The sequence below is a fragment of the Stenotrophomonas sp. 1L-E-5-B-C3 genome (assembly GCF_057292075.1).
The window spans coordinates 150,629-171,579 of the sequence record NZ_JBXAWS010000006.1; the positions used below are offsets into that span (position 1 = coordinate 150,629).

17 protein-coding genes and 1 tRNA gene are annotated in these 20,951 nt (G+C 67.8%); 9 read left to right on the forward strand and 9 right to left on the reverse strand.

Translation table 11 applies throughout. From position 1 onward, the window contains the following. Window positions 1-7: 7 nt before the first annotated feature. From mutL to AC0Z6F_RS10075, 4 genes are all read right to left on the reverse strand, one after another. A complete protein-coding gene (gene mutL, locus AC0Z6F_RS10060; protein WP_006379887.1) occupies window positions 8-1,912 on the reverse strand; it encodes a DNA mismatch repair endonuclease MutL in 1,905 nt (634 codons plus the stop codon). A 141-nt stretch (window positions 1,913-2,053) separates the two neighbouring features. Continuing rightward, complete coding sequence (locus AC0Z6F_RS10065) at window positions 2,054-3,619, reverse strand: N-acetylmuramoyl-L-alanine amidase (RefSeq protein ID WP_485617159.1); 1,566 nt, start codon at window positions 3,617-3,619, stop codon at window positions 2,054-2,056. Window positions 3,620-3,701: 82 nt separating this feature from the next. Beyond that, window positions 3,702-4,184: a tRNA (adenosine(37)-N6)-threonylcarbamoyltransferase complex ATPase subunit type 1 TsaE gene (tsaE, locus tag AC0Z6F_RS10070; RefSeq protein ID WP_197585187.1), complete on the reverse strand. Its 483-nt coding sequence runs from the start codon at window positions 4,182-4,184 to the stop codon at window positions 3,702-3,704. Then, window positions 4,181-5,665 carry a bifunctional ADP-dependent NAD(P)H-hydrate dehydratase/NAD(P)H-hydrate epimerase gene (locus AC0Z6F_RS10075; protein ID WP_012511660.1) on the reverse strand — a complete coding sequence of 495 codons (1,485 nt, stop codon included), beginning with the start codon at window positions 5,663-5,665 and terminating at the stop codon, window positions 4,181-4,183. The genes tsaE and AC0Z6F_RS10075 overlap by 4 nt, the downstream gene beginning before the upstream one ends. Window positions 5,666-5,688: 23 nt before the next feature. On the opposite strand from AC0Z6F_RS10075, the gene queG reads away from it, so the two are divergent. Next, complete coding sequence (queG, locus tag AC0Z6F_RS10080) at window positions 5,689-6,759, forward strand: tRNA epoxyqueuosine(34) reductase QueG (protein ID WP_012511661.1); 1,071 nt, start codon at window positions 5,689-5,691, stop codon at window positions 6,757-6,759. Window positions 6,760-6,803: 44 nt separating this feature from the next. Then, on the forward strand, window positions 6,804-8,135 hold the full coding sequence (gene xseA, locus AC0Z6F_RS10085) for an exodeoxyribonuclease VII large subunit (RefSeq protein WP_485617158.1): 1,332 nt from the start codon (window positions 6,804-6,806) through the stop codon (window positions 8,133-8,135). Between the two features lie 598 nt (window positions 8,136-8,733). Here xseA and AC0Z6F_RS10090 read toward each other — a convergent pair. Continuing rightward, window positions 8,734-9,630 (reverse strand): M48 family metallopeptidase, encoded by an 897-nt coding sequence (locus tag AC0Z6F_RS10090; RefSeq protein ID WP_065724304.1) that lies wholly within the window; start codon window positions 9,628-9,630, stop codon window positions 8,734-8,736. An 88-nt stretch (window positions 9,631-9,718) separates the two neighbouring features. After that, window positions 9,719-11,605 carry an SUMF1/EgtB/PvdO family nonheme iron enzyme gene (locus tag AC0Z6F_RS10095; protein WP_485617157.1) on the reverse strand — a complete coding sequence of 629 codons (1,887 nt, stop codon included), beginning with the start codon at window positions 11,603-11,605 and terminating at the stop codon, window positions 9,719-9,721. Window positions 11,606-11,689: 84 nt separating this feature from the next. Here AC0Z6F_RS10095 and rnd point away from each other — a divergent pair, with 84 nt between their 5' ends. Both rnd and AC0Z6F_RS10105 read left to right on the forward strand, forming a co-directional pair. Next, the gene (gene rnd, locus AC0Z6F_RS10100; protein ID WP_065724306.1) at window positions 11,690-12,766 is read left to right on the forward strand and encodes a ribonuclease D; all 1,077 of its coding nucleotides are present in this window, start codon (window positions 11,690-11,692) and stop codon (window positions 12,764-12,766) included. 176 nt (window positions 12,767-12,942) lie between these two features. Beyond that, entirely contained in the window at window positions 12,943-13,695 is a 753-nt protein-coding gene (locus AC0Z6F_RS10105; protein WP_485617156.1) for a hypothetical protein, read from the forward strand. 89 nt (window positions 13,696-13,784) lie between these two features. On the opposite strand, the gene AC0Z6F_RS10110 is transcribed toward AC0Z6F_RS10105, so the two are convergent. Together AC0Z6F_RS10110 and AC0Z6F_RS10115 are read right to left on the reverse strand one after the other, a co-directional pair. After that, window positions 13,785-16,115, reverse strand: a complete 2,331-nt coding sequence (locus tag AC0Z6F_RS10110; RefSeq protein WP_253144719.1) for a TonB-dependent receptor — start codon at window positions 16,113-16,115, stop codon at window positions 13,785-13,787. A gap of 199 nt (window positions 16,116-16,314) precedes the next feature. Then, on the reverse strand, window positions 16,315-16,917 hold the full coding sequence (locus AC0Z6F_RS10115) for a TetR/AcrR family transcriptional regulator (protein ID WP_448123243.1): 603 nt from the start codon (window positions 16,915-16,917) through the stop codon (window positions 16,315-16,317). A gap of 101 nt (window positions 16,918-17,018) precedes the next feature. Between AC0Z6F_RS10115 and AC0Z6F_RS10120 the strand changes: the two genes are divergently transcribed. The 4 genes from AC0Z6F_RS10120 to AC0Z6F_RS10135 all read left to right on the forward strand — a co-directional run bounded on the left by AC0Z6F_RS10120 (window position 17,019) and on the right by AC0Z6F_RS10135 (window position 20,069). Further along, the gene (locus AC0Z6F_RS10120; RefSeq protein WP_485617155.1) at window positions 17,019-18,074 is read left to right on the forward strand and encodes a sugar phosphate isomerase/epimerase family protein; all 1,056 of its coding nucleotides are present in this window, start codon (window positions 17,019-17,021) and stop codon (window positions 18,072-18,074) included. Window positions 18,075-18,094: 20 nt separating this feature from the next. Then, window positions 18,095-18,988, forward strand: a complete 894-nt coding sequence (locus tag AC0Z6F_RS10125; RefSeq protein WP_100435030.1) for an alpha/beta fold hydrolase — start codon at window positions 18,095-18,097, stop codon at window positions 18,986-18,988. Further along, complete coding sequence (locus AC0Z6F_RS10130) at window positions 18,978-19,904, forward strand: alpha/beta hydrolase (protein WP_485617154.1); 927 nt, start codon at window positions 18,978-18,980, stop codon at window positions 19,902-19,904. Before AC0Z6F_RS10125 ends, AC0Z6F_RS10130 begins: the two co-directional genes overlap by 11 nt. Window positions 19,905-19,993: 89 nt before the next feature. Further along, window positions 19,994-20,069 (forward strand) — tRNA-Ala (locus AC0Z6F_RS10135). A 61-nt stretch (window positions 20,070-20,130) separates the two neighbouring features. Here the strand turns inward: AC0Z6F_RS10135 and AC0Z6F_RS10140 are convergent. Then, window positions 20,131-20,304: a hypothetical protein gene (locus tag AC0Z6F_RS10140; protein WP_202908194.1), complete on the reverse strand. Its 174-nt coding sequence runs from the start codon at window positions 20,302-20,304 to the stop codon at window positions 20,131-20,133. A gap of 160 nt (window positions 20,305-20,464) precedes the next feature. Here AC0Z6F_RS10140 and AC0Z6F_RS10145 point away from each other — a divergent pair, with 160 nt between their 5' ends. Further along, window positions 20,465-20,950: a hypothetical protein gene (locus AC0Z6F_RS10145; protein ID WP_100435031.1), complete on the forward strand. Its 486-nt coding sequence runs from the start codon at window positions 20,465-20,467 to the stop codon at window positions 20,948-20,950. The last annotated feature ends 1 nt before the right edge of the window (window position 20,951 follow it).

Genomic DNA, 20,951 nt, shown 5'->3' on the forward strand with positions numbered 1-20,951 from the left:
GCTCCCCTCAACGTCCGCGCAGGAACCAGCGGTCAATCTCCGCCAGCGAAAAACGGGCCCAGGTCGGTCGGCCGTGGTTGCACTGGCCGGACCGCTCGGTGATTTCCATGTCGCGCAGCAACGCGTTCATTTCCGGCACGGTCAACCGCCGGTTGGCACGCACCGCGCCGTGGCAGGCCATGGTCGACAGCAGCTCGTCACGTGCAGTTGCCACGCGGCGGCTCTGGCCGTGCTCACGCAGGTCGGTCAGCACGTCGCGCAGCAGGCCTTCCGGTTCGGCGTGGGCCAGCAGCGCCGGAATACTGCGTACATGCAGCGAGCCGGGGCCGGCGCGGGTCACTTCGAAGCCGAGTGCGGCCAATGTATCTGCCTCGCTCTCGGCGGTATCCGCCTCGCGCTCCCCCACCGCCAGCGTGATCGGCACCAGCATCGGCTGCGACTGCAGGCCGATGCCGTCGTGCGCGTTCTTCAGCCGCTCGTAGCCGATGCGTTCGTGCGCCGCATGCATGTCGACCACGATCAGGCCCTCAGCATTCTCGGCCAGGATGTAGATGCCGTGCAGCTGCGCGATCGCATAGCCCAGCGGCGGCACGCCGGCGTCGGCGCTGGTCACCGGCAGCCCGTTCTCTGTCGGCATCGGCGGTAACGCCGCCCCGCGTTCTGCACCGGAGGGTGCGGCATACAGCGCAGCATAGGCAGCCGGAGCATCGGCAACCTGCAGCCCCAGTGGCTGTTGCGGGCGCCAGCCTGAGAATCCGCCACCACCACCACCGGAGCCAGCGCCGGGTGCGGGACCGCGCACCAGTCCGAAACCGGAGGCGCCCGCGGTTGATGCCACCGGTGCAGCGGCCGCATCCACCGGATGCACGGCGCCAGCACCGATCTCCTGCGCCGACATGCCGGCGCGGGTATCGGCCAGCGCATCCTTCAGCGTGCGGTAGACGAAGTCATGGACCAGCCGCGAATCACGGAAGCGCACTTCGTGCTTGGCCGGATGCACGTTGACGTCGACGCGGGTCGGATCCAGCTCCAGGAACAGCACGTAAGCCGGCTGGCGGCCGTGGTACAGCACATCGCCGTAGGCCATCTTCACCGCGTGGGCGACGCTGCGGTCGCGTACCGAACGGCCATTGACGTACAGGTACTGCTGGTCGGCACTGGCCCGCGAATAATGCGGCTGCGCGATCCAGCCGTGCAGGCGCAGCCCGGCACCGCTATGGTCCACGCGCACCGCCTGGTTGGCGAAGTCCTCGCCCAGTGTTTCAGCCAATCGCGTATCGGAGTACAGGTCGCCCGGCTTGTAACGGCGTGACGCCTTGCCGTTGTGCGACACGCGCAGTTCGACATCCGGCCGCGCCAGCGCCAGCGAACGCAGCCACTCTTCGATATGGCCCAGTTCGGTGCGCTCGGCGCGCAGGAACTTGCGTCGTGCCGGCACGTTGTAGAACAGCTCGCGCACTTCCACGGTGGTGCCCGGCGCATGCGCGCGCGGGGTCACTTCGCCGATCTTGCCGCCTTCGATCTGCAGCGCCGAGCCATGCTCGTCATGCGCGCGGCGCGAGGACAGGGTGAAGCGGCTGACCGAAGCGATCGACGGCAGCGCTTCACCGCGGAAGCCCAGCGTGGCCACCGATTCGAGATCGTCGAGGTCGGCGATCTTGCTGGTGGCGTGGCGTGACACCGCCAGCGGCAACTGCTCCGGCGCGATGCCGCTGCCGTTGTCGCGGATGCGGATCAGGCGCACGCCGCCCTCTTCCAGGTCGATATCGACGCGGCTGGCGCCTGCATCGATCGCGTTCTCGACCAGCTCCTTGACCACCGACGCAGGACGCTCGACCACTTCGCCGGCGGCGATCTGGTTGATCAGGATGTCCGGCAACGGCCGGATCGGGCGCGGACCGGGCGCGCTCATGGGATGGAATGGGCAGCAGACTTCATGGGTTGATGATAGCGGAGCAGCCCCTCCGCCGGACATGACCCGGCGCTACCGTAACCTATTGCGCGATCCCATCCGCCGGGCGTGGCCCGGCGCTACCGTAACCCGCTGCGCGGGTTACTTGCTGCCGCCAGCCATGGTGCCGGCGGCGTCGATCTCGGCCTGGGCGCGGGCCGCGTAGAGCGTGCCCGGCGGCGGCTGCCGGCTGAAGAAGGTGTGCACGCCATCGAGCACCGCACCGGCGATCTTGCGCTGGTAGGCCGGGTCGATCAGGCGGCGCTCTTCATCCGGATTGGAGATGAACGCGGTTTCCACCAGCATCGCCGGCATGTCCGAAGTACGCAGCACCGCGAAGTTGGCGCGCTCGATGTTCGGCTTGTGGTTGTTGCCGATCCGCTTCAGCCCGCCCAGCACGTGGCCGGCCGCGTCCTCGGACGCCTTCATGTAGCCGCTCTGGGCCAGGTCCAGCAGCACGTTGGCCAGGGTGCCTTCGGTCTGCTGTAGGCGCACGCCGCCAACCAGGTCGGCGGCATTTTCCTTGTCCGCCAGCCAGCGGGCGCGCTGCGAGGAGGCGCCCTTGGTCGACAGCACGTACACCGACGAACCGGTGGCCGAACGGTTCTCGGCAGCGTCGGCGTGGATCGAGATGAAGATGTCGGCCTTGTTCGCACGCGCCTTCTGCGCACGCATCGGCAGCGGAATGAACACGTCGCTGTCGCGGGTCAGGTAAGCCTTCAGGCCCGGCGTCGCGTTGACCTGGCGGGCCAGCTCACGCGCCACGGCCAGGGTGACGTCCTTCTCGCGCTTGCCGGTCGGGCCGATCGCGCCTGGATCCTGGCCGCCATGGCCCGGATCAATGGCCACCACCAGGTGGCGCATGCCAGCCTGCATGCGGATGCGCGAGGCATCGCTGGGCATGACCGGGCGCGGCGGCACAACCGTCGTCGATACCGGCGCGGGGGCCGTAGCCGGCGGATTGGTCACTACCGCAGCGGTGCGCTGGCCGGCAAGGATCGCGGCCGGCGAGGAAGAAGGCATGCTGCTGGCGGTGGTGCCGGCGGCGGCGACCTGGGCCGGCGCGGTGGACGGTGCCGGCGTCGGCGTAGCCGGTGCGGCAGCGGCAGCGCTGGCCTGCTGCTGCACCTGTGCGGTCAGCAGCGCCGTGGCATGCGCGGCGTCTGAACGCGACTGCGCGCTTTCGGCCGGCGTCGGCGCCGGTGCGGCAACCGGTGCCTGCTGCGGCGGCACGGTCGGCGTCGCCGCCGGACGGCTGGCGGCCACGGCGGGGCCATCGCCCGGCCATTCGATCACCAGCTTGGATTCATTGCCCTCGCGCTGCATCTGCGGGCGGAACGGCGCCACCGATTCAGCGAGGTCGAAAACGACACGGAAGGTACCCGGCACCGGCTGTCCGGTACGCACCGCCGTGACCACGCCCTGCGCAGCCGGCATCTTCAGGTTGCGGATGGCGCTGGAGTCCGGGAAATCGACCACCAGCCGATTCGGCCCCACCAGCGACAAGGTCTTGTAGCCGCCGCTGCCAACCAGCGAGATTTCGGCGCGGGTGCCGGTGGCGCCCGTGTTCAGCAGGACCTGGCGGACTTCGCCGGCCCACGCACTGACGCTCGCCAGACTCAGTCCGACGGCGGCACAGATGGCAATGAGACGGTTCCCCAGGCGCATGGCTCAGGATTCAATCACCGCGCTGAACGGAATGCAACACCTTTTTCCTTAATAATCCGTAACCTGCCGGTGTTTGTTCTCGTCAGCCGACAGAAATGGCCTGCAAGTCGCCCCCTTGGGGGAGCCGTTTCAGCCATTCATGTCCGGCGTCGCTGGCTCCAGTGAGACGGACGCGACGCCCCTGCCCCTCGATCTCCAGCGCCACCACCAGGTCAGTCGGCGGCAGCGCGCCAGCGCCACGCTCGGGCCATTCCACCAGCCACAGCACTGCACTGCCCTCGTCCAGCCCGAGAAAATCGAGCTCGCCGGCCTGGCCGATCCGGTACAGGTCCAGATGCCAGGCCTCGCCACCGCTGGCCAGCGGATAGCGCTCGACCAGGGTGTAGGTCGGGCTGCGGATCGCCCCCTGCACGCCCAGTGCGCGCAGCAGTGCGCGGGCGGTGGTGGATTTGCCGGCGCCCAGGTCGCCGCGCAGTTCGACCAGCGCCTGCGGCGGTCGGGTGGCGGCCAGCCACTGCCCGAGCAGTTCGGTGGCATCGCTGTCGGCAAGGAAGAAATCGATCATCGAGAGAGTTCCGGGTTGGCCAGTCGCCGCAGCGGCGACAGCAGATCAGTAGGAAGCAGGCCGCGCGCACCGTCGGCGGCAGCGATATCGCCGGCGAGCGCATGCAGCAGCGCGCCAGTGGCGGCGGCGTCGAAGGCGCTCAGGCCCTGCGCGCGCAGGCTGGCGATGATGCCGGTCAGCAGGTCCCCCATGCCACCCACAGCCATGCCGGGATTGCCGGCGGCAATCAGTCGTGGCCCGTGTCCAGGGGCGGCCACGATGCTGCCGGCCCCTTTCAGCACCACCACCGCGTGGAAACGTTCGGCCAGTGCCTGTGCGCTGGTGAAGCGGTCGGCCTGGATGTCAGACGTGCTGCAGCCGAGCAGACGCGCAGCCTCGCCCGGGTGCGGCGTGAGAATGGCTTCGGGCAATGCGCGCGGGTCCTGCGCCAGCAGGTTCAGGGCATCGGCATCGATCACCAGCGGCTTGCCGCATGCCAGCACCCGCGCAAACAATGCACGTGCCCACTCGTCCTGGCCCAGCCCGGGCCCGATCGCCACCACCCTGGCCTTGTCCAGCAGCGCCGGCAGTGCGTCACCATCTTCCAGTGCATGGGTCATGGCCTCGGGCAGCCGAGCCAGCAACGGGCCAACGTGGTCGCGGCGGGTGCCGAGGCTGAGCAGGCCCGCGCCTGCCCGCAGCGCCGCTTCGGCGGCCATCGCGATGGCGCCGCCGCTGCCGTGGTTGCCGCCCACGCACAGCACATGGCCGGATTCACCCTTGTGGGTATTGGCACGGCGCGGCCGCAGCAGGGCCGGCAAGCGCGGCTGCGTCCAGTGCTCCGCCGCTGGCGCCACGCCCAGCCATGCCGCCGTTGGCAGTTGCAGCGGCGCCAGCTGCTTCTGTCCGCAATGATCCAGCGCGTCACCGGTATACAGGCCGCGATGCGCCACGATGAACTGCAGGGTCAGCGCGGCCCTGACCGCCTCGCCGGGTACGGCGCCGCGGTCGGCATCGACGCCACTGGGGACGTCCAGCGCCAACACCGGTGCCACCTGCGCGTTGAGCGCGACAATCATGGCCTGCGCCGCGCCCTCCGGCGCGCGGTCGAAGCCCAGCCCGAACAGGCCATCGACCCAGATGTCGGCCTCGGGCAGCGTGCCGTCGAATTCGGTAACAGTGCCCCCCGCGCGGGCGAAGTCCGATGCCGCACGCCGCGCCAGTGCGGTCGACGGCAGTTTGCCCGGCAAGCTGATCACCTTCAGCGGCCGCCCGGCCTGCAGCGCATGGCTGGCCAGCACGTAGCCATCGCCGCCGTTGTTGCCCGCGCCGACCACCACGCCGATCCGTTGCGCCTGCGGCCAGCGCTGCAGCAGGCACTGCCAGGCCGCCTGGCCGGCCTGCGCCATCAGGTCCCAGCCGCCATCGGCAGCCAGTGCCGAGGCCTGCGCATCGAGCGCACGCGCGGCAGCGGAATCGAACAGATCGGCAAGGTTGGCCATGCAGGGATTTTATACTGGTGCACATGTCCCCCGTCCCCGCCCCTGTCGATCCGGCCCAGGCCGTGCAGCGCATCCGTGAACTGGCCCGTGCGCATGGCTTCCAGCGCTGCGGCATTGCCGGCATCGAACTGGGCGAGGATGAAGCGCATCTGGCCGACTGGCTGGGCCAGGGCCTGTACGGCACGATGGACTGGATGGCGCGCCACGGCACCCTGCGCGCACGCCCGGCCGAGCTGCTGCCCGGCACCGTGCGGGTGATCTCGCTAGGCATGGATTACAGCCACAAGGACGACACCGAAGCCTGGGCAACCCTGGCCGATCCCGGCCGCGCCTACGTGGCCCGTTACGCGCTGGGCCGCGACTACCACAAGCTGATGCGCAACCGCCTGCAGAAGCTGGCCACGCAGATCAACGATGAAGTGGCACCGCTGGGCTACCGCGTATTCGTCGATTCGGCACCGGTGCTGGAACGCGCACTGGCGCGCAACGCCGGGCTCGGCTGGATCGGCAAGCACACCTGCCTGATCGACCGCCACGGCGGCTCCTGGTTCTTCATCGGCGAGATCTACATCGATATCCCGCTGCCGATCGATGCAGCGGCCACAGCACACTGCGGTACCTGCACGCGCTGCATCGATGTCTGCCCGACCCAGGCCATCACCGGCCCGCAGCGGCTGGACGCGCGGCGCTGTATCTCCTACCTGACCATCGAACACGATGGCGCCATCCCCGAAGACATGCGGCCGCTGATCGGCAACCGCATCTACGGCTGCGATGACTGCCAGCTGGTCTGCCCCTGGAACAAGTTCGCCAAGCGCACCGACGAAGCCGACTTCCGTGCACGCAACAACCTCGATACCGCGCGCCTGGACCAGCTGTTCGCCTGGGACGAAGCAGAATTCCTGCGCCGCACCGAAGGCAGCCCGATCCGCCGCAGCGGCCATGAACGCTGGCTGCGCAACATCGCCGTGGCGCTGGGCAACGCACCGGCCTCGGCCGAGGCGTTGGCCGCGTTGCATACCCGCGTCGATGATCCCTCGCCGCTGGTGCGTGAACACGTGCAGTGGGCACTGGCCCAGCACGGCGCCCGCTGACGTGCGATCCTGAGCACCCGTTCCACCCGCCGCACGCCGTACCCATGCAGCCACGCAACAACGACATCCTTACCCCCAGCCAACTCAACACCCTGGCCCGCGACCTGCTGGAAGGCAGCTTCCCGGCGATCTGGGTCGAGGCCGAACTGGGCAGCGTGGCGCGGCCTTCCTCCGGGCACCTGTATTTCACCCTGAAGGACGCACGTGCGCAGCTGCGCGCGGCGATGTTCCGGATGAAGGCGCAGTACCTGAAGTTCGTGCCGCGCGAAGGCATGCGCGTGCTGGTGCGCGGCAAGGTGACGCTGTACGACGCCCGTGGCGAGTACCAGATGGTGCTGGACCACATGGAAGAAGCCGGCGAAGGCGCACTGCGCCGCGCCTTCGAGGAGCTGAAGGCACGGCTTGAAGCCGAAGGCCTGTTCGATCCGGCGCGCAAGCGCCCGATGCCGGCGCACGTGCAGCGCCTGGCGGTGATCACCTCGCCCACTGGCGCTGCCGTGCGCGACGTGCTGAGCGTGCTCGGCCGCCGTTTCCCGCTGCTGGAAGTGGACCTGCTGCCGACCCTGGTCCAGGGCAACAGTGCCGCGGCGCAGATCACCCGCCTGCTGCAGGCCGCCGATGCCAGCGGCCGCTACGACGTGATCCTGCTGACCCGCGGTGGTGGATCGCTGGAAGACCTGTGGGCGTTCAACGATGAAGCGCTGGCCCGTGCGATCGCCGCCAGCCGCACCCCGGTGGTGTCGGCAGTGGGCCACGAAACCGACTTCAGCCTCAGCGATTTCGCCGCCGACCTACGCGCACCCACGCCGTCGGTCGCCGCCGAGCTGCTGGTGCCGGACCAGCGCGAACTGGCGCTGCGCCTGCGCCGCAATGCCGCGCGCATGGTGCAGCTGCAACGGCATACGATGCAGCAGGCCATGCAGCGCGCCGACCGCGCCCTGCTGCGTCTGAACGCCCAGAGCCCGCAGGCCCGGCTGGATCTGCTGCGCCGCCGCCAGCTGGATCTGGGGCGGCGCCTGCACGCTGCCTTCAACCAGCAGCAGGAGCGCCGTGCTGCGCGCCTGCGGCATGCGGCTGCGATCCTGCGCGGGCACCATCCGCAGCGCCAGCTCGACGCGATGCAGCGCCGCCTGGCTGCCCTGCGCGGGCGCCCGCAGATTGCGATGCAGCGCCTGCTGGAACGCGATGCACTGCGCCTGCGCGGGCTGGCGCGTTCGCTGGAAGCGGTCAGCCCGCTGGCGACCGTGGCGCGTGGCTACAGCATCCTGACCCGCAGCGATGACGGCACACTGGTACGGCAGGTCGACCAGGTGCAGCCGGGTGACGCCCTGCAGGCTCGCGTCGGCGACGGCGTGATCGACGTGCAGGTCAAGTAAAGGGTTGTTCGGCAGGGCTGCGCCCTGCACCTGCCGAAGCGTTCAAGCAGCAGCAACAGCCGAAGCAACAGCCAAAGCTGGTATTCCGTGGGATGGCGGGGCGGTGTGGCTGTGCAGGACACGCCGTAAACCCATCCATGGGGGCTCGATGGCGCCATCCATGGCGCCAACGGTCCTGCACAGCCACACCACCCACCCTCGACAGTTTCCCGGTGACGGTCGGTAGATCCACGCCACGCGTGGATGAATCTCCATCGAAATCGAATATTTCGAGTTGAGATCGACAGGCATCCACGCATGGCGTGGATCTACCGTGTCGACCAAGGTCGACACCTGCCAACAGCAGCAGAAATCTGTCGAAGGCGGGGTGGGTCCGGTTGCGGGAGTGTCCGCGGCATGGATGCCGCGGCCAAGCCCCCATGGATGGGTTTACGGCGTCTCCCGCAACCGGACCCACCCCGCCATCCCACGGAATGCACGCTGTTGCTGTTGCTGTTGCTGTTGCTGTTGCTGTTGCTGTTGCCGTTGCTGTTGCTGTTGCTGTTGCTGTTGCTCTGGCTTGTAGCAGGTGCAGGGCGCAGCCCTGCCGAACACCCCTTTACTTTGCCTGCTCGCAGAACTTCTGCCGGTACTCGAGCGCCTTCGGCATCAGCGCCTGCAGGTTCTGGATGCGGGTACCCGGGTTGGGATGGGTCGAGGAGAATTCCGGTGGTGCCTGGCCACCGCTGGCCTGGCCCATGCGCTGCCACAGCGGCACCGCCTCGCGTGGATCGAAGCAGGCCGCCGCCGCCAGCATCAGCCCCACCTCATCCGCCTGGGTCTCGTGGCTGCGCGCGTAGGGCAGCAGGTAACCGTAGCCCATCGCCGACATCATCATCTGTTGCTGCTGCGCGTCCATGCCGCTGGCAGCGCCAGCCACCTGCCCGATCTGGGTCAGCTTCTGCTGGGCCATGCGCTGCGCACCATGGCGCAGCAGCGCATGGGCGATTTCATGGCCCATCACCACTGCCATCGCATCGCGGGTGCGTGCCACCGGCACCAGGCCGGTGTAGACCGCCATCTTGCCGCCAGGCAGGCAGAACGCATTGGCCTGCTCGGACGGGATCACGTTCACTTCCCACTGGAAATCACGCGCGAAATGCGCCGGCTGCACGCCGTGCTCCTGCGCCAGCGCGGTCTCCACCACGTCCACCTTGGCGATCAGGCGCTGGGCGATGTCGCGCACGTCGCGTGCGATCGGCGCATTCGGGTCCATCGGCCGTTCCTGCGACAGGATCTGCTGGTAGGCCTGCAGCCCCAGTGCGGTCTCCTGGCGCGCATCCAGGCTGCTGTCGATCATCACCTTCTCGCCGGTGTAGGGGTCGACCGTGCGGTTGGAGAACCAGTAGAACGCGGCGTAGCCGGCGGCCAGCAGCAGCACCCACCACCGGATGTTGCCGAACAGGCCGCGTCGCTGCGGGCCCTGCTGCGAGCGGGAGAAGGGATCGTTGCTCATCGGGAGATCTTCCAGCAGCCCCGCCGGCTGGCGGGTACGGCGCAATCTTAGTGCGCCGATGCCCGTAGCGGGTGAAGCCGGACGCCGATCAGATGCCGCGCACCAGGCGGAAGCCGATGCGCGCGTTGGTGGTGTCCGAGTCCTGTGATTGCCGCCAGGCCGCGCGGGTCTGCTCGGGCGCGTTGGCCCAGTTGCCACCACGGATCACCCGTGCCCGGCAGCCCGGGTTGAACCAGGCCGCGCCATCGGAGGGCGCACGCCGGTAGCTGGCGTGCCAGCAATCGGCCACCCACTCGCTGAGGTTGCCGCCCATGTCGTGCAGGCCGTACGCATTGGCCCGGAAGCTGGCCACCGGTGCCGGCCCCCACCAGCCGTCGCCATAACCGACGAAGGCGTTGTGCCAGTGCCGCCCGGAGGGCGACACATCCTTGCTGCCGGTGAAGTTGCCACTGCCCGGCGGCGGTATGCCGGCATCGCCCCACGGATAGCGGCCACTGCTGCCGCCACGCAGCGCGTACTCGAACTCAGCCTCACTGGGCAACCGATAGCTGCGACCGGTCTGCTCGGACAACCAGACCGCATAGTTCTCGGCGTCCCGCACGCTGACATGCATCACCGGGGCATTGCCCATCGCGCGGCCACCGTCGTAATCCGAGCGCCAGTCCACGCCGCTGCGGCGGATGAAGTTGCCGCTACGTTCGTCATAGACCACCGAATGACCGCGACGGCTCGCACGTGGCCGCGCATTGGTCGCCTTCACGTAGCGCTCGAAATCGCCAACCGTGACCTCGGTGATCGCCATCGCGAAGCCACGATCGAAACGCACGTAATGCGATGGTCGCTCGGCATCGCTTGAACCCGGCTCGGCATCGCCGGCGCCCATCTGGAAACCGCCATGCGGCACCACCACCATCTGCGGCCCGCGTCCGCCATCGCGCATGGCGTCGCTGAACACCTGGCCCGGGCGGAAGCTACCGTAGTGCGTGGCCAGGTCGATGCGCTCTCGCAGCTGGGCGACCACCGGGTCACCCGGCAGGGCGATGCGCAGGGCTTCGCCCAGCTTCTCGCGCGCCGGCTTCAAGCCCTGCGGCGTGGCCAGGTCCCGCAGGCCGTCGTCGCGCAGCTGCAGCAATACGGTCGCCCGGATCTGCTCGATGCGCTCGAATGCATCGGCAATGGTCGGCGACGAGTCGCGGACCTTGCTGGCCTCGGCCAACCAGCTGCCGGCACTGGCGAAATCACGCGCACGCGCGGCCTCCTCGGCACGCCGGATCAGCCCGCTCTCGGCCGCTGCCAGGCCCTGGTGCGCCCGGCTGTTTTGTTCATCCAGCGCCAGCGCCTCGCGGAAATTGCCGATCGCACCGTCGCCGTCCTCGCCAATCCGGTCGGCGCGCAGGTCCTCTTCGCCGGCACGGTTGTAGGCCACCACCCGCTGCGCGTTCTCCACCCGGCCCTGCAGCGCCCGCACGGTCTCGTCCTTGGGCGCCAGGGTCAGCAGCACCAGTGCCTGTCGGCTGGCCTCTGCCAGTGCTTCGCGCTGCTTCAGCGGCCGTACCAGCAGCGCATCGGCCTGCTGCTGCAGGCGCTGGCGCGCGCGCTGCAGGCCCAGCCGCGCCTGGCGGTCATCCGGGTCTTCTTCCTGGACCGCCAGCCACAGCGGGATGGCCGCGTCTGCATCCTCGTACAGGCGGCCATCGGCGTACGCCTGCGTGGCGGCGCGGCGCAACTGGGCCAGGCTGCGGCCCTGGCGGTCCACGCGCGGCGGCGTCCACTGCTGTACATCCTCGGCGGCATCCTCACCGGCGATGGTCACACTGCCCAAGGCCGGCTGCGGGCTGTCATCGGCGCCCTTGTCCGCGCCCGGACGCACGTCATCGGCTGCCGCCCGGTCCGCCGTCGCGGGGGGCGACGGCGTGCAACCGGCCAGGGCCACGGCCAGGGCGGTGCACAGCACGGACGACAGCGGAAAACGCAAGCGGGATCTCCTTCGGCACGGACGCGGACCGACGTTAGGCTATTCTCCCCTCCCTGAGCAAACCCGAGTAGTAGGCCCTGACCCGTGGCAACCTGGATCACCACCCCCACCGAGCTGGATGCGTACTTCCAGCAGCGCCCCTCCCGCATCGGCCTGGACACCGAATTCATTCGTGAACGCACCTTCTGGCCGCAGCTGGCGCTGGTGCAGATGGCGGTCGGCCAGGACATCCTGCTGATCGACCCGCTGATTCCCGGCATGACCGAGGCGCTGGCGCCGTGGCTGGCCGATGAATCGATCATCAAGGTGATGCACAGCGCCAGCGAAGACCTGGTCGCCTTCAAGTGGGCCTGCGGCGTGCTGCCACGACCGCTGTTCGACACCCAGATCGGCGCGTCACTGGCCGGCATCGGCGGCGGCATGGGCTACCAGAAGCTGGTGGCGGAGATCACCGGCGTGGCATTGGCCAAGGGCGAGACCCGCTCTGACTGGATGCGCCGGCCGCTGTCGGAGTCGCAGCTGCAGTACGCCGCCGACGACGTTGAGCATCTGTTCGCGATGCATGACGCCATCGATGCCAAGCTGCAGGCGCTCGGCCGCCAGCAGTGGCTGCATGACGACGGTGAGCGTCTGCTGGCCAGCGTCGCCAATGACGAGGACCGCTGGCCGCACCTGTCGATGCGCTCGGCGCAGTTCCTTGATGCCGCCGCGCAGCGCCGCCTGCTGCGCCTGCTGCGCTGGCGCGATGTGCAGGCACGCAGCAGCGACCGCCCGCGCAGCTGGATCCTGGACAACGAACTGGCGGCGACCCTGGCGCGTACGCCACCGGCCGACGCCGACGCGCTGGCCAAGCTGTTCGAGCAGTTCCCCAAGGCACCGCGCAAGCTCGCCGCTGCGGTGTGGCAGGCGCTGGACACACCGCTCGCCGACGAAGCCGAAGCGCCGCTGGCGCTGCCGGCCAACGACAGCAACAAGCAGGCGCTGAAGAAGCTGCAGGATGCGGTGGCCGAACGCAGCCGAGAGCTGGGCCTGCCCGATGGCATCCTTGCCTCGCGCAAGCACCTCGAAAGCTATCTGGAGCGTCGCCAATGGCCCGCCGCACTGGCCGGCTGGCGCCAGCAGGAACTGGAATCGCGGCTGCAGGCACTGCTGCCCGCATAAGAAAACCAACCGCATCGGCCGCCCGGCAGGGCGGCCCTGCCGATGATCGACAAGGACGTTGCTGCATGCCTGCGTGGCTCCAATCCAGCACATCACGGTGGATGACAGCCTCGCTGCTGATGCTGGCGTCCAGCAGCATTGCAGCGCCCTCCTGCCCACCCTCATCCGGAGTTGCCGTGGCACAGACGCCCGAGTCCATCAGCGAAGCCCTTGCGCGGGACGATCTGCAAGCCGCCATCGAGGTGCTGCGCGATCCACAACGTTATCGCGTGCTGTTCAAGGACCCGGACGGCGCAGAGCGCTACATCGCGCTGGCACAACAGGTCGCCGATGATGCCCAGCAGAACCCCTGCATCGATCACGGCAGCCTGCTCAATGCCTACACCGTACTGGCCAGCGGGCTGGATCTTTCCCGCTCGGTCCACTACCTGGCACTGTCAGCCGCACTGATCGAACAGGATGCCGATGCCAGCGAGCAGGACGCGCTCGAACCTGCGCTGCATCCGCATGCCCTGATGCATGGCTACTTCGAAGCCGGCGGTGGACTGGCACTGGAAGGCGCTGTACCCGGCATCGATCGCGCCGAAATCAGCGCGTGGCGCTACGGCCACAGCACACCGGCCTACCAGCCGGACCTGCTGCTCGCGTTCCCGCTGCACATGGCTGCACGCCAACGCCAGCGCCTGTTCGAGGTGACCGGCTTCACCCTGCTGCCGGCATCGCAATGGCATGACGCCGCCGCACTGCGCGCCATCATCCGCAGCGATGCCTACCTTGACTGGCTGGAGGCGGCGCCCCTGCATCTTGCCTCGCGCTTGTCGATGGCATTGGAAGAAATGGCCACGCCGCCCTGGCCGGAGCATCTGCGTGCTGCCGGCTATCGGGTCCATGGCGGGACACCCGGGGATGATGGGGCCGATTCCGATTGAGCAACGAAAAGGGCGGCCCGGATCACCGGGCCGCCCTTTGCATTCCGTCGATGCGATGGCGGGACAGTGCCCGCCACCGCGACAGCGCGTTACCAGTTCATGTTCAGCGAAACACCCACGGTGCGCGGCTCGTTGTAGACCGCAGCCATGTAGTTCTCGATCACACCCTTGAGGTTCTTCTCGTTGGTGATGTTGCGCGCGAACAGCGCCACTTCGTAGGCACCGTAATTGCCGGAGTAGCCGATCTTCAGGCCGCCTTCGAAGTCACCCTTGGAGTTGAATTCCTTGCTGTCGTACAGCACGAAGCTGGTGTAACCCTGCTTGTTCCAGTCGGTGGAGACGAACATCGTGCCTGCGTCGCTGACCGGGAAGTCGTAGCGGGCGGCCAGGTTGACGTTGTACTTCGGCGCGTTCGGCAGCGGGTTGCCATCGATCTGCGCGAAGGTGTTGGCGCCGACCTTGATGGTCGGGTCGCCGACGGTGCAGACCACCTGGCCGTTGAGGCCGCAGACCTGCGCGTACACGCGCTTGTCCTTGATCTCGCTGTGCAGCAGGCTCAGGCCGGCGCTCAGGGTCAGGTTCGGGATCGGACGCAGCTCCATGTCCGCTTCGAACCCGTAGGCCTTGGCCTTGTCGGCGTTGAACAGCACGCCGTTGCCGTCCGAATCGTTGCCGTTGAGCTGGATGTCATTGACGGTGTAGGTGAACGCGGTGGCGTTCAGGCGCAGGCGGTTGTCCCACAGGCTGCTCTTCACGCCCGCTTCCCAGGACAGGATCGTCTCGGAATCGGCGGTGGTGAAGTCGGCATTGAACACCGCCGAACGGCCCTGGATGGTCGGGCCGCGGAAGCCGCGGGCGACCTTGGCGTAGACGCTCACGTCCGGCGTGATCTGATACATCGCGCTCAGATCCCAGCTCGGCGTGGTGTCAGACATCTTGACGTCGGTGCGGCCCTTGTAGGTGACCACGCCGGCAGCGGTGTCCGCGGTCTTCAGCAGGCGGGTGTGCTTCTCGTCCTTGGTCTGGCGCAGGCCGGCGGTGACGGTGAACTTGTCGGTGAAGGCGTAGCTCAGCTGGCCGAAACCGGCCCACGAGGTGTTCTTGTTACGCAGGCGCACCCAGTTGTTCGGGTTGCGGGCCGCGCCCTGCAGGAACCAGGCGCGCTGGTAGAAGTCGGTGGTGTCGCTGCCGTTGAAGTAGAACGCACCGGCCTGCCACTGCAGGGCGCTGTCGTCATGGCTGGCCAGGCGGAATTCCTGGGTCCACTGGTCCAGATCACGGATGCGGCCCATCGACTGGCCGTAGCCGTTCGGCACGCCGTTGACCGGGAAGTTCACCGCGGCGCCGCCGTCGGTGTCGCCACGGCTGTAACCGGAGGTGGTTTCGTAGGCGGTGATCGAAGTGAAGTCGATCGCGCCGAAGTCATAACGCGCCTTCACCGAACCGCCATAGGTCTTGTACGCCTGCGGGTTGTTGCCGGCTTCGTCGTAGGCGACCTTGTCGCGCGGCACGTCGGTCTTGTTCGAGCCCTTGGTCAGCGCACCGCGCAGGAACAGGGTCGAGGTGCCTTCGTAATCACGGGCGTGGGCCGAGGCCAGGATCGAGAACTGGTCGCTCGGGGTCAGCAGCAGCTGGGCGCGCACGTTGCGGTCATCGAAGCCGCCCATGGCGTTCTTCTTCGGGCTGACCGTGCCGTCGGCGCTCGGGCCCTTGTAGGTGTTGTCGACGTAATCGTCGCGGTGCTGGTACAGGGCCGACACACGGAACGAGGCGATGTCGTTGATCGGGCCACCGAAGCCGCCGTCGATCGACACGCTGTTGTAGGACGCGTAGCTGGCGCTGACGCGGCCGGTGTAGTCCTGGGTCGGCTTCAGGGTGTCGAACTTGATGATGCCGGCGGTGGTGTTGCGGCCGAACAGCGAGCCCTGCGGGCCGCGCAGCACTTCCACCTGGTCCACGTCATAGACCGGGTTGGACTTCAGCACCACGTGTTCCAGCACCACGTCGTCCTGGATGATCGACACCGGCTGCGAGGCACCGAGGTAGAAGTCGATGTTGCCCAGGCCACGGATGTAGAAGCGCGGGAAGATGCGACCGGTGGTGGTTTCCGCATACAGGCTCGGCACGCGGCCGGACAGCGCCAGCAGGGTGTCGTCGCCGCCGGCGGTGAAGTCGCGCATGCGCTCGCCCTGCACCACGCCCACCGAGACCGGCACTTCCTGCAGGTTCTGCTCACGGTGTTCGGCGGTCACGGTGATCGTGTCCAGGCCGGTCGGGGTCGGCGCGCTGTCCTGTGCGGCGGCGCCGAAGCTGCCGACCAGGGCCAGGCCGGCACAGGCCAGGGCCAGCGGATGGCGGCGGAAGGAAACAAAGGAAGACGACATACCCGACAGGCGGCGGGAATCGGAATGGGAGGGCATGAAATGCTCTGAGGAGGCGTCCGTGCGGCCTGCGCGAGCCGGGCGGCAAAATGGAGGATAACTGCGCAAGCCGCCATTATCCCCCAAATTGTTACGATTTCGTTGCGCAGCACCCAAACCCGGCGAAACAAGCGGTTTCGGCACAGTCACCCGGCACTTCGCGGGCCCAGCGCATTACCTGGGGTCAGATCCGTTTTCCTCAGGAAAAAGGATCTGACCCCGAATTGAGAGTCATCAATGCCACGTCGACCATCGCCAGCAGCCGCTCACGGCTGATGCCGTCACGGGCCTGCACCGAAATGCCGTGCAGCACGGTGGCAAAATGGTCGCCCAGCGCCTGCACCGCGACCCCGGCAGGAAGTTCGCCGGCGGCCTGCGCCTGCTGCAGGCGCGCGATGATCGCCGCGGTGCGCTGGCGGCGATGGCTGGCCAACCAGTCCCGTACGCCCTCGCCATCGGGCGACACGCTGCTGGCCGAGGACACCACCAGGCAGCCATGCGGTCGGCCACGGCGGGTGTAGGTCAGCACCGCATCGCGCAGCATGCTGCCAATCGCCTCGCGCAACGATGCCTGTTCCAGCGCGCGTGGCGCGAAACCGCCCTCGCCGTCCTCGTACAGCGCAACGGCTTCGCGGAACAACTGCTCCTTGCTGCCGAACGCGGCATAGATGCGCGCCGATGCAATGCCCAGCGCTTCCACCAGCGCTGACATCGAGGTGCCTTCATAGCCGTGCTGCCAGAACAGCAGCATCGCCTTGCGCAATGCCTGGTCCCTGTCGAATTCGCGCGGTCGCCCTGCCATCTGCCTGCCTGCCGTTCTGAGGCGCGCAGTGTAACGCGGGTGTTGACCGCATCGATGGTCGCGCCCATTCTTTGTTGATCGACCAACAATTGGAGCAGCACATGCAGACCCTCAAGGGCCCCAGCCTGCACCTGGCGCAGTTCGCCGGCGACCAGGCCCCGTTCAACTCGCTTGCCGGCATTGCCGCGTGGGCGGCCGGCCACGGTTTCAAAGCGCTGCAGATTCCGGCCTGGGATGCACGCCTGTTCGACCTGTCCACCGCCGCCGACAGCCAGGACTACTGCGACGACCTCCGCGGCACGCTGGCCGAGCACGGCCTGCAGGTCAGCGAACTGACCACCCACATCCTCGGCCAGCTGGTGGCTGTGCATCCGGCCTACGATGAACTCTGCGACGGCTTCGCCCCCGAAGCGCTGCGTGGCAATCCGCAGGCGCGTACCGAGTGGGCACAGCAGCAGCTGCACCTGGCCGCCCGCGCGTCGCGCCGCTTGGGCCTGCAGGACATGGGCACCTTCTCCGGCTCGTTCGCCTGGCCCTACCTGTTCCCGTTCCCGCAGCGTCCGCCGGGCCTGATCGATGCAGCCTTCGATGAACTGGCACGTCGCTGGCGGCCGATCCTCGATACCTGCGAGGACAACGGCATCAACCTCTGCTACGAGATCCATCCCAGCGAAGACCTGCACGATGGCACCAGCTTCGAGCGCTTCTTCGAGCGTGTCGGCCAGCATGAACGCTGCCGCATCCTGTTCGATCCCAGCCACTTCGTGCTACAGCAGCTGGACTACCTGCAGTACCTGGACATCTACCACCCACTGATCCGCATGTTCCATGTCAAGGACGCGGAATTCCGCCCCAGCGGGCGCCAGGGCATCTACGGCGGTTACGCCGACTGGACCGAGCGGGCGGGCCGTTTCCGCTCGCTGGGCGATGGCCAGGTCGACTTCAAGTCGATCTTCTCCAAGCTGGCCCAGTACGACTACCAGGGTTGGGCGACGCTGGAATGGGAGTGCTGCCTGAAGGACCAGGAAGCCGGTGCACGCGAAGGTGCCGCTTTCATCCGCGACCACATCATTCCGGTCACCGACAAGATCTTCGACGACTTCGCCGGCGCGCCGATCAGCACCGCACAGATGCAGCAGATGCTCGGCATCGCCTGAGCCCCAACGGAGCAACCCCCATGAACACCCTTTCTTCCGCTGGCACTGCCGGCGACGATGCCCTGCGCCATCACTACCTGCGTATCGACGGCCAGCGCGTGCATTGCGTGTCGGCAGGCAGCGGCCAGCCCGTACTGCTGATCCCTGGCTGGCCGCAGACCTGGTATGCCTGGCGCCATGTGCTGCATGCGCTGGCAGCCGCCGGTTTCGAGGCCATCGCGGTCGATCCGCCTGGCATTGGAGAATCCGATCGCCCCGTGCATGGCTACGACACAGGCAGTGCCGCCGCAGTGCTGCACCAGACCATGCAGGCGCTGGGTCACGAACGCTACCAGGTGGTCGGCCACGACATCGGCATGTGGATCGCCTATGCGCTGGCCAGCGACCAACCACAGGCCGTGCAGCAGCTGGCCGTCACCGAAGCGGTCATCCCCGGGCTGGCGCCGGAGCCGGGCATCTTCGCTGCGCCGGCCGACAACATCTTCCTCTGGCACTTCATGTTCAACCAGGTGACCGACCTGCCGGAAGCACTGATCACCGGACGCGAGCGCGCCTATCTGGAATTCATGTTCGACCGCTGGTCATACCGCCGTGATGCTGTTGCCGCCGATACCTACATTGCCGCTTACAGTCGGCCCGGTGCACTGCGCGCCGGCTTCGCCTGGTACCGAGCGATTCCGGAAACGATCCGCCAGAACCAGCTGCGTGCGCAACGCCGCCTGGCCATGCCGGTGCTGGCGATCGGCGCCGAGCATGCCACCGCCGATGCACCGATGCTGACCCTGCAACCACACGCCGATGACCTGCGTGGCAGCATCGTGCCGGGCTGTGGCCACTTCATCATGGAGGAAGCACCGCAGGCGTTCCTGGAACAGCTGCTGCCGTTCCTGCTGGAGGCGCGTCATGCCGCTTGAACCCACACTGCAGCAGTTCGTCGATGCGGTCGCCGCACATCCGCTACCGGAGGACCTGCGCGAACTGCGCGCGATAAGCGAGACCGCGCTGCCGCAGCTGCAGGGTGCAGTGCAGCCGGTCGCACACGTGATCGAACACAGCGTGGTCGCACGTGACGGGCAGGCGCTGGAAGTGCGCCTGTATACCCCCGAAGGGCTGCCTGACGGACCGGCGCCGGCCCTGTTGTTCGCGCATGGCGGCGGCTGGTTCCAGTGTTCGCTGGCAGTCTATGACGGTCCCTGCCGCGCGATGGCCAATGCCAGTGGTTGCGTTGTGGTGGCGGTCGGCTACCGGCTGGCCCCGGAGCATCCGTTCCCGGTGCCGCTGCATGATGTCGCTGACGCCTGGCAGTGGCTGCAGATCAACGCCGCAGGCCTGGGCCTGGACCCGCAACGACTGGCGATCGGGGGCGACAGTGCCGGTGGCAATCTCGCTGCCGCCTGCTGCCTGCTGCTGCGTGATCTCGGCCTGCCGCAGCCGCGCCACCAGTTGCTGCTGTACCCCGCGCTGGATGCCGGCATGGGCAGCGATTCCTACCGCGAGTACGCCAGCGGCTACTACCTCAGCGCCGAACTGATGCAGCGCTGCTGGCAGGCTTATCTGGGTGACATGGATCCGCCGCCTGCACTCGCTTCGCCGGCCCACGCAACGGACCTGTCCGGCCTGGCACCGGCTTCCGTGCTCAGCTGCGAGCACGACCCGCTGCGTGATGAGGCCGAGCACTACGCGGCGCGCCTGCAGTCTGCGAACGTGGCGTGCACGCTGGAGCGGTTGCCCGGGATGATCCATGCCTGCATCCATCTGCATGGAATAGCGGCCTCCGCGGACGTGGCTGTACAGCGCGCGGGGGCCCGGCTGCGTCAGGCACTGGCCTGAACAGGTGGGCCAGTGGCGGGGCCTAACACCGCCACCCTGCCCTCCGCTTGGCAAGCCCCACAGGCAGCGCTACACTGAAAGCCTGCCGTGGGGCCATAGCTCAGCTGGGAGAGCGCGTCGTTCGCAATGACGAGGTCAGGAGTTCGATCCTCCTTGGCTCCACCACTATTCGGAAGAACCCGCAGATCCTGGTGATCTGCGGGTTTTTTCTTTCCTGCATCCCGGTTCAGGCCGGCTCCTCGCCGCCGTCCTTGCGGTGCGGGCTGCGCGAGTGCGCATCGCGCAGCTGTTGATCGCGCTGCCCCGGCCGCTGCTTGGCCACGTCGTCCTGCTTCCTGTCCTGGCGGCTTTCCTGCACGCCCTGCTTCGGGTCGCCGTGATCTTTATCGTGCTCGCTCATCGAAAACTCCCTCGTCGGCAGAGGCCGACGCTGCCTCCACGCTAGAGCGCATCGGGTAAGTCGAAGGTCAGCCCGGTGCGAACGCTGTGTGCAGCCCGCGGCTTGCAGCCATCGGCAAGGTACATCCAGAATCCGACGCACTATGCATATCGGGTGCACCATGCCCTCTTCTGCCCAGCACGCAGCACACGCCGTGCCGATGATCTTCGATGCGACCGACGGCAGCCTCCGGCTCGGCAATATGTCGGCCTTGATCTGCCCCACCCTCTCACTGGATGAAGCGCGCATCGCCTTTGCCACCTTGGCAAGTGGGGAGCGTGATGTCGGCACCGGCTATCGCTGGTTGAGCCTGCACCGGCTCAGCCTGGGCGGTGCGCCCGCTGGCATCAGCCTGTGCTTCCACGGGCAACAGCTCGACATGGTGACGATGGGCGTCAGTCTGCCTGGTGCGACGTTGGAAGACGGCTGGCCGACCCAGGTGGCGATCGACGCCGAGGTCGCCTTCATGCGCCGCACGCTGGGCGCGGCGTTGGGTCGCAAGCTGAGCGGCGGCCACGCCCGGTTCGACTGGGGCGAAGCCTGGGCCCGTTTCGATCCGAAAGGCTTCATGGCCAGCAGCGGCATTCGCTACTCACCACGCACGTAAC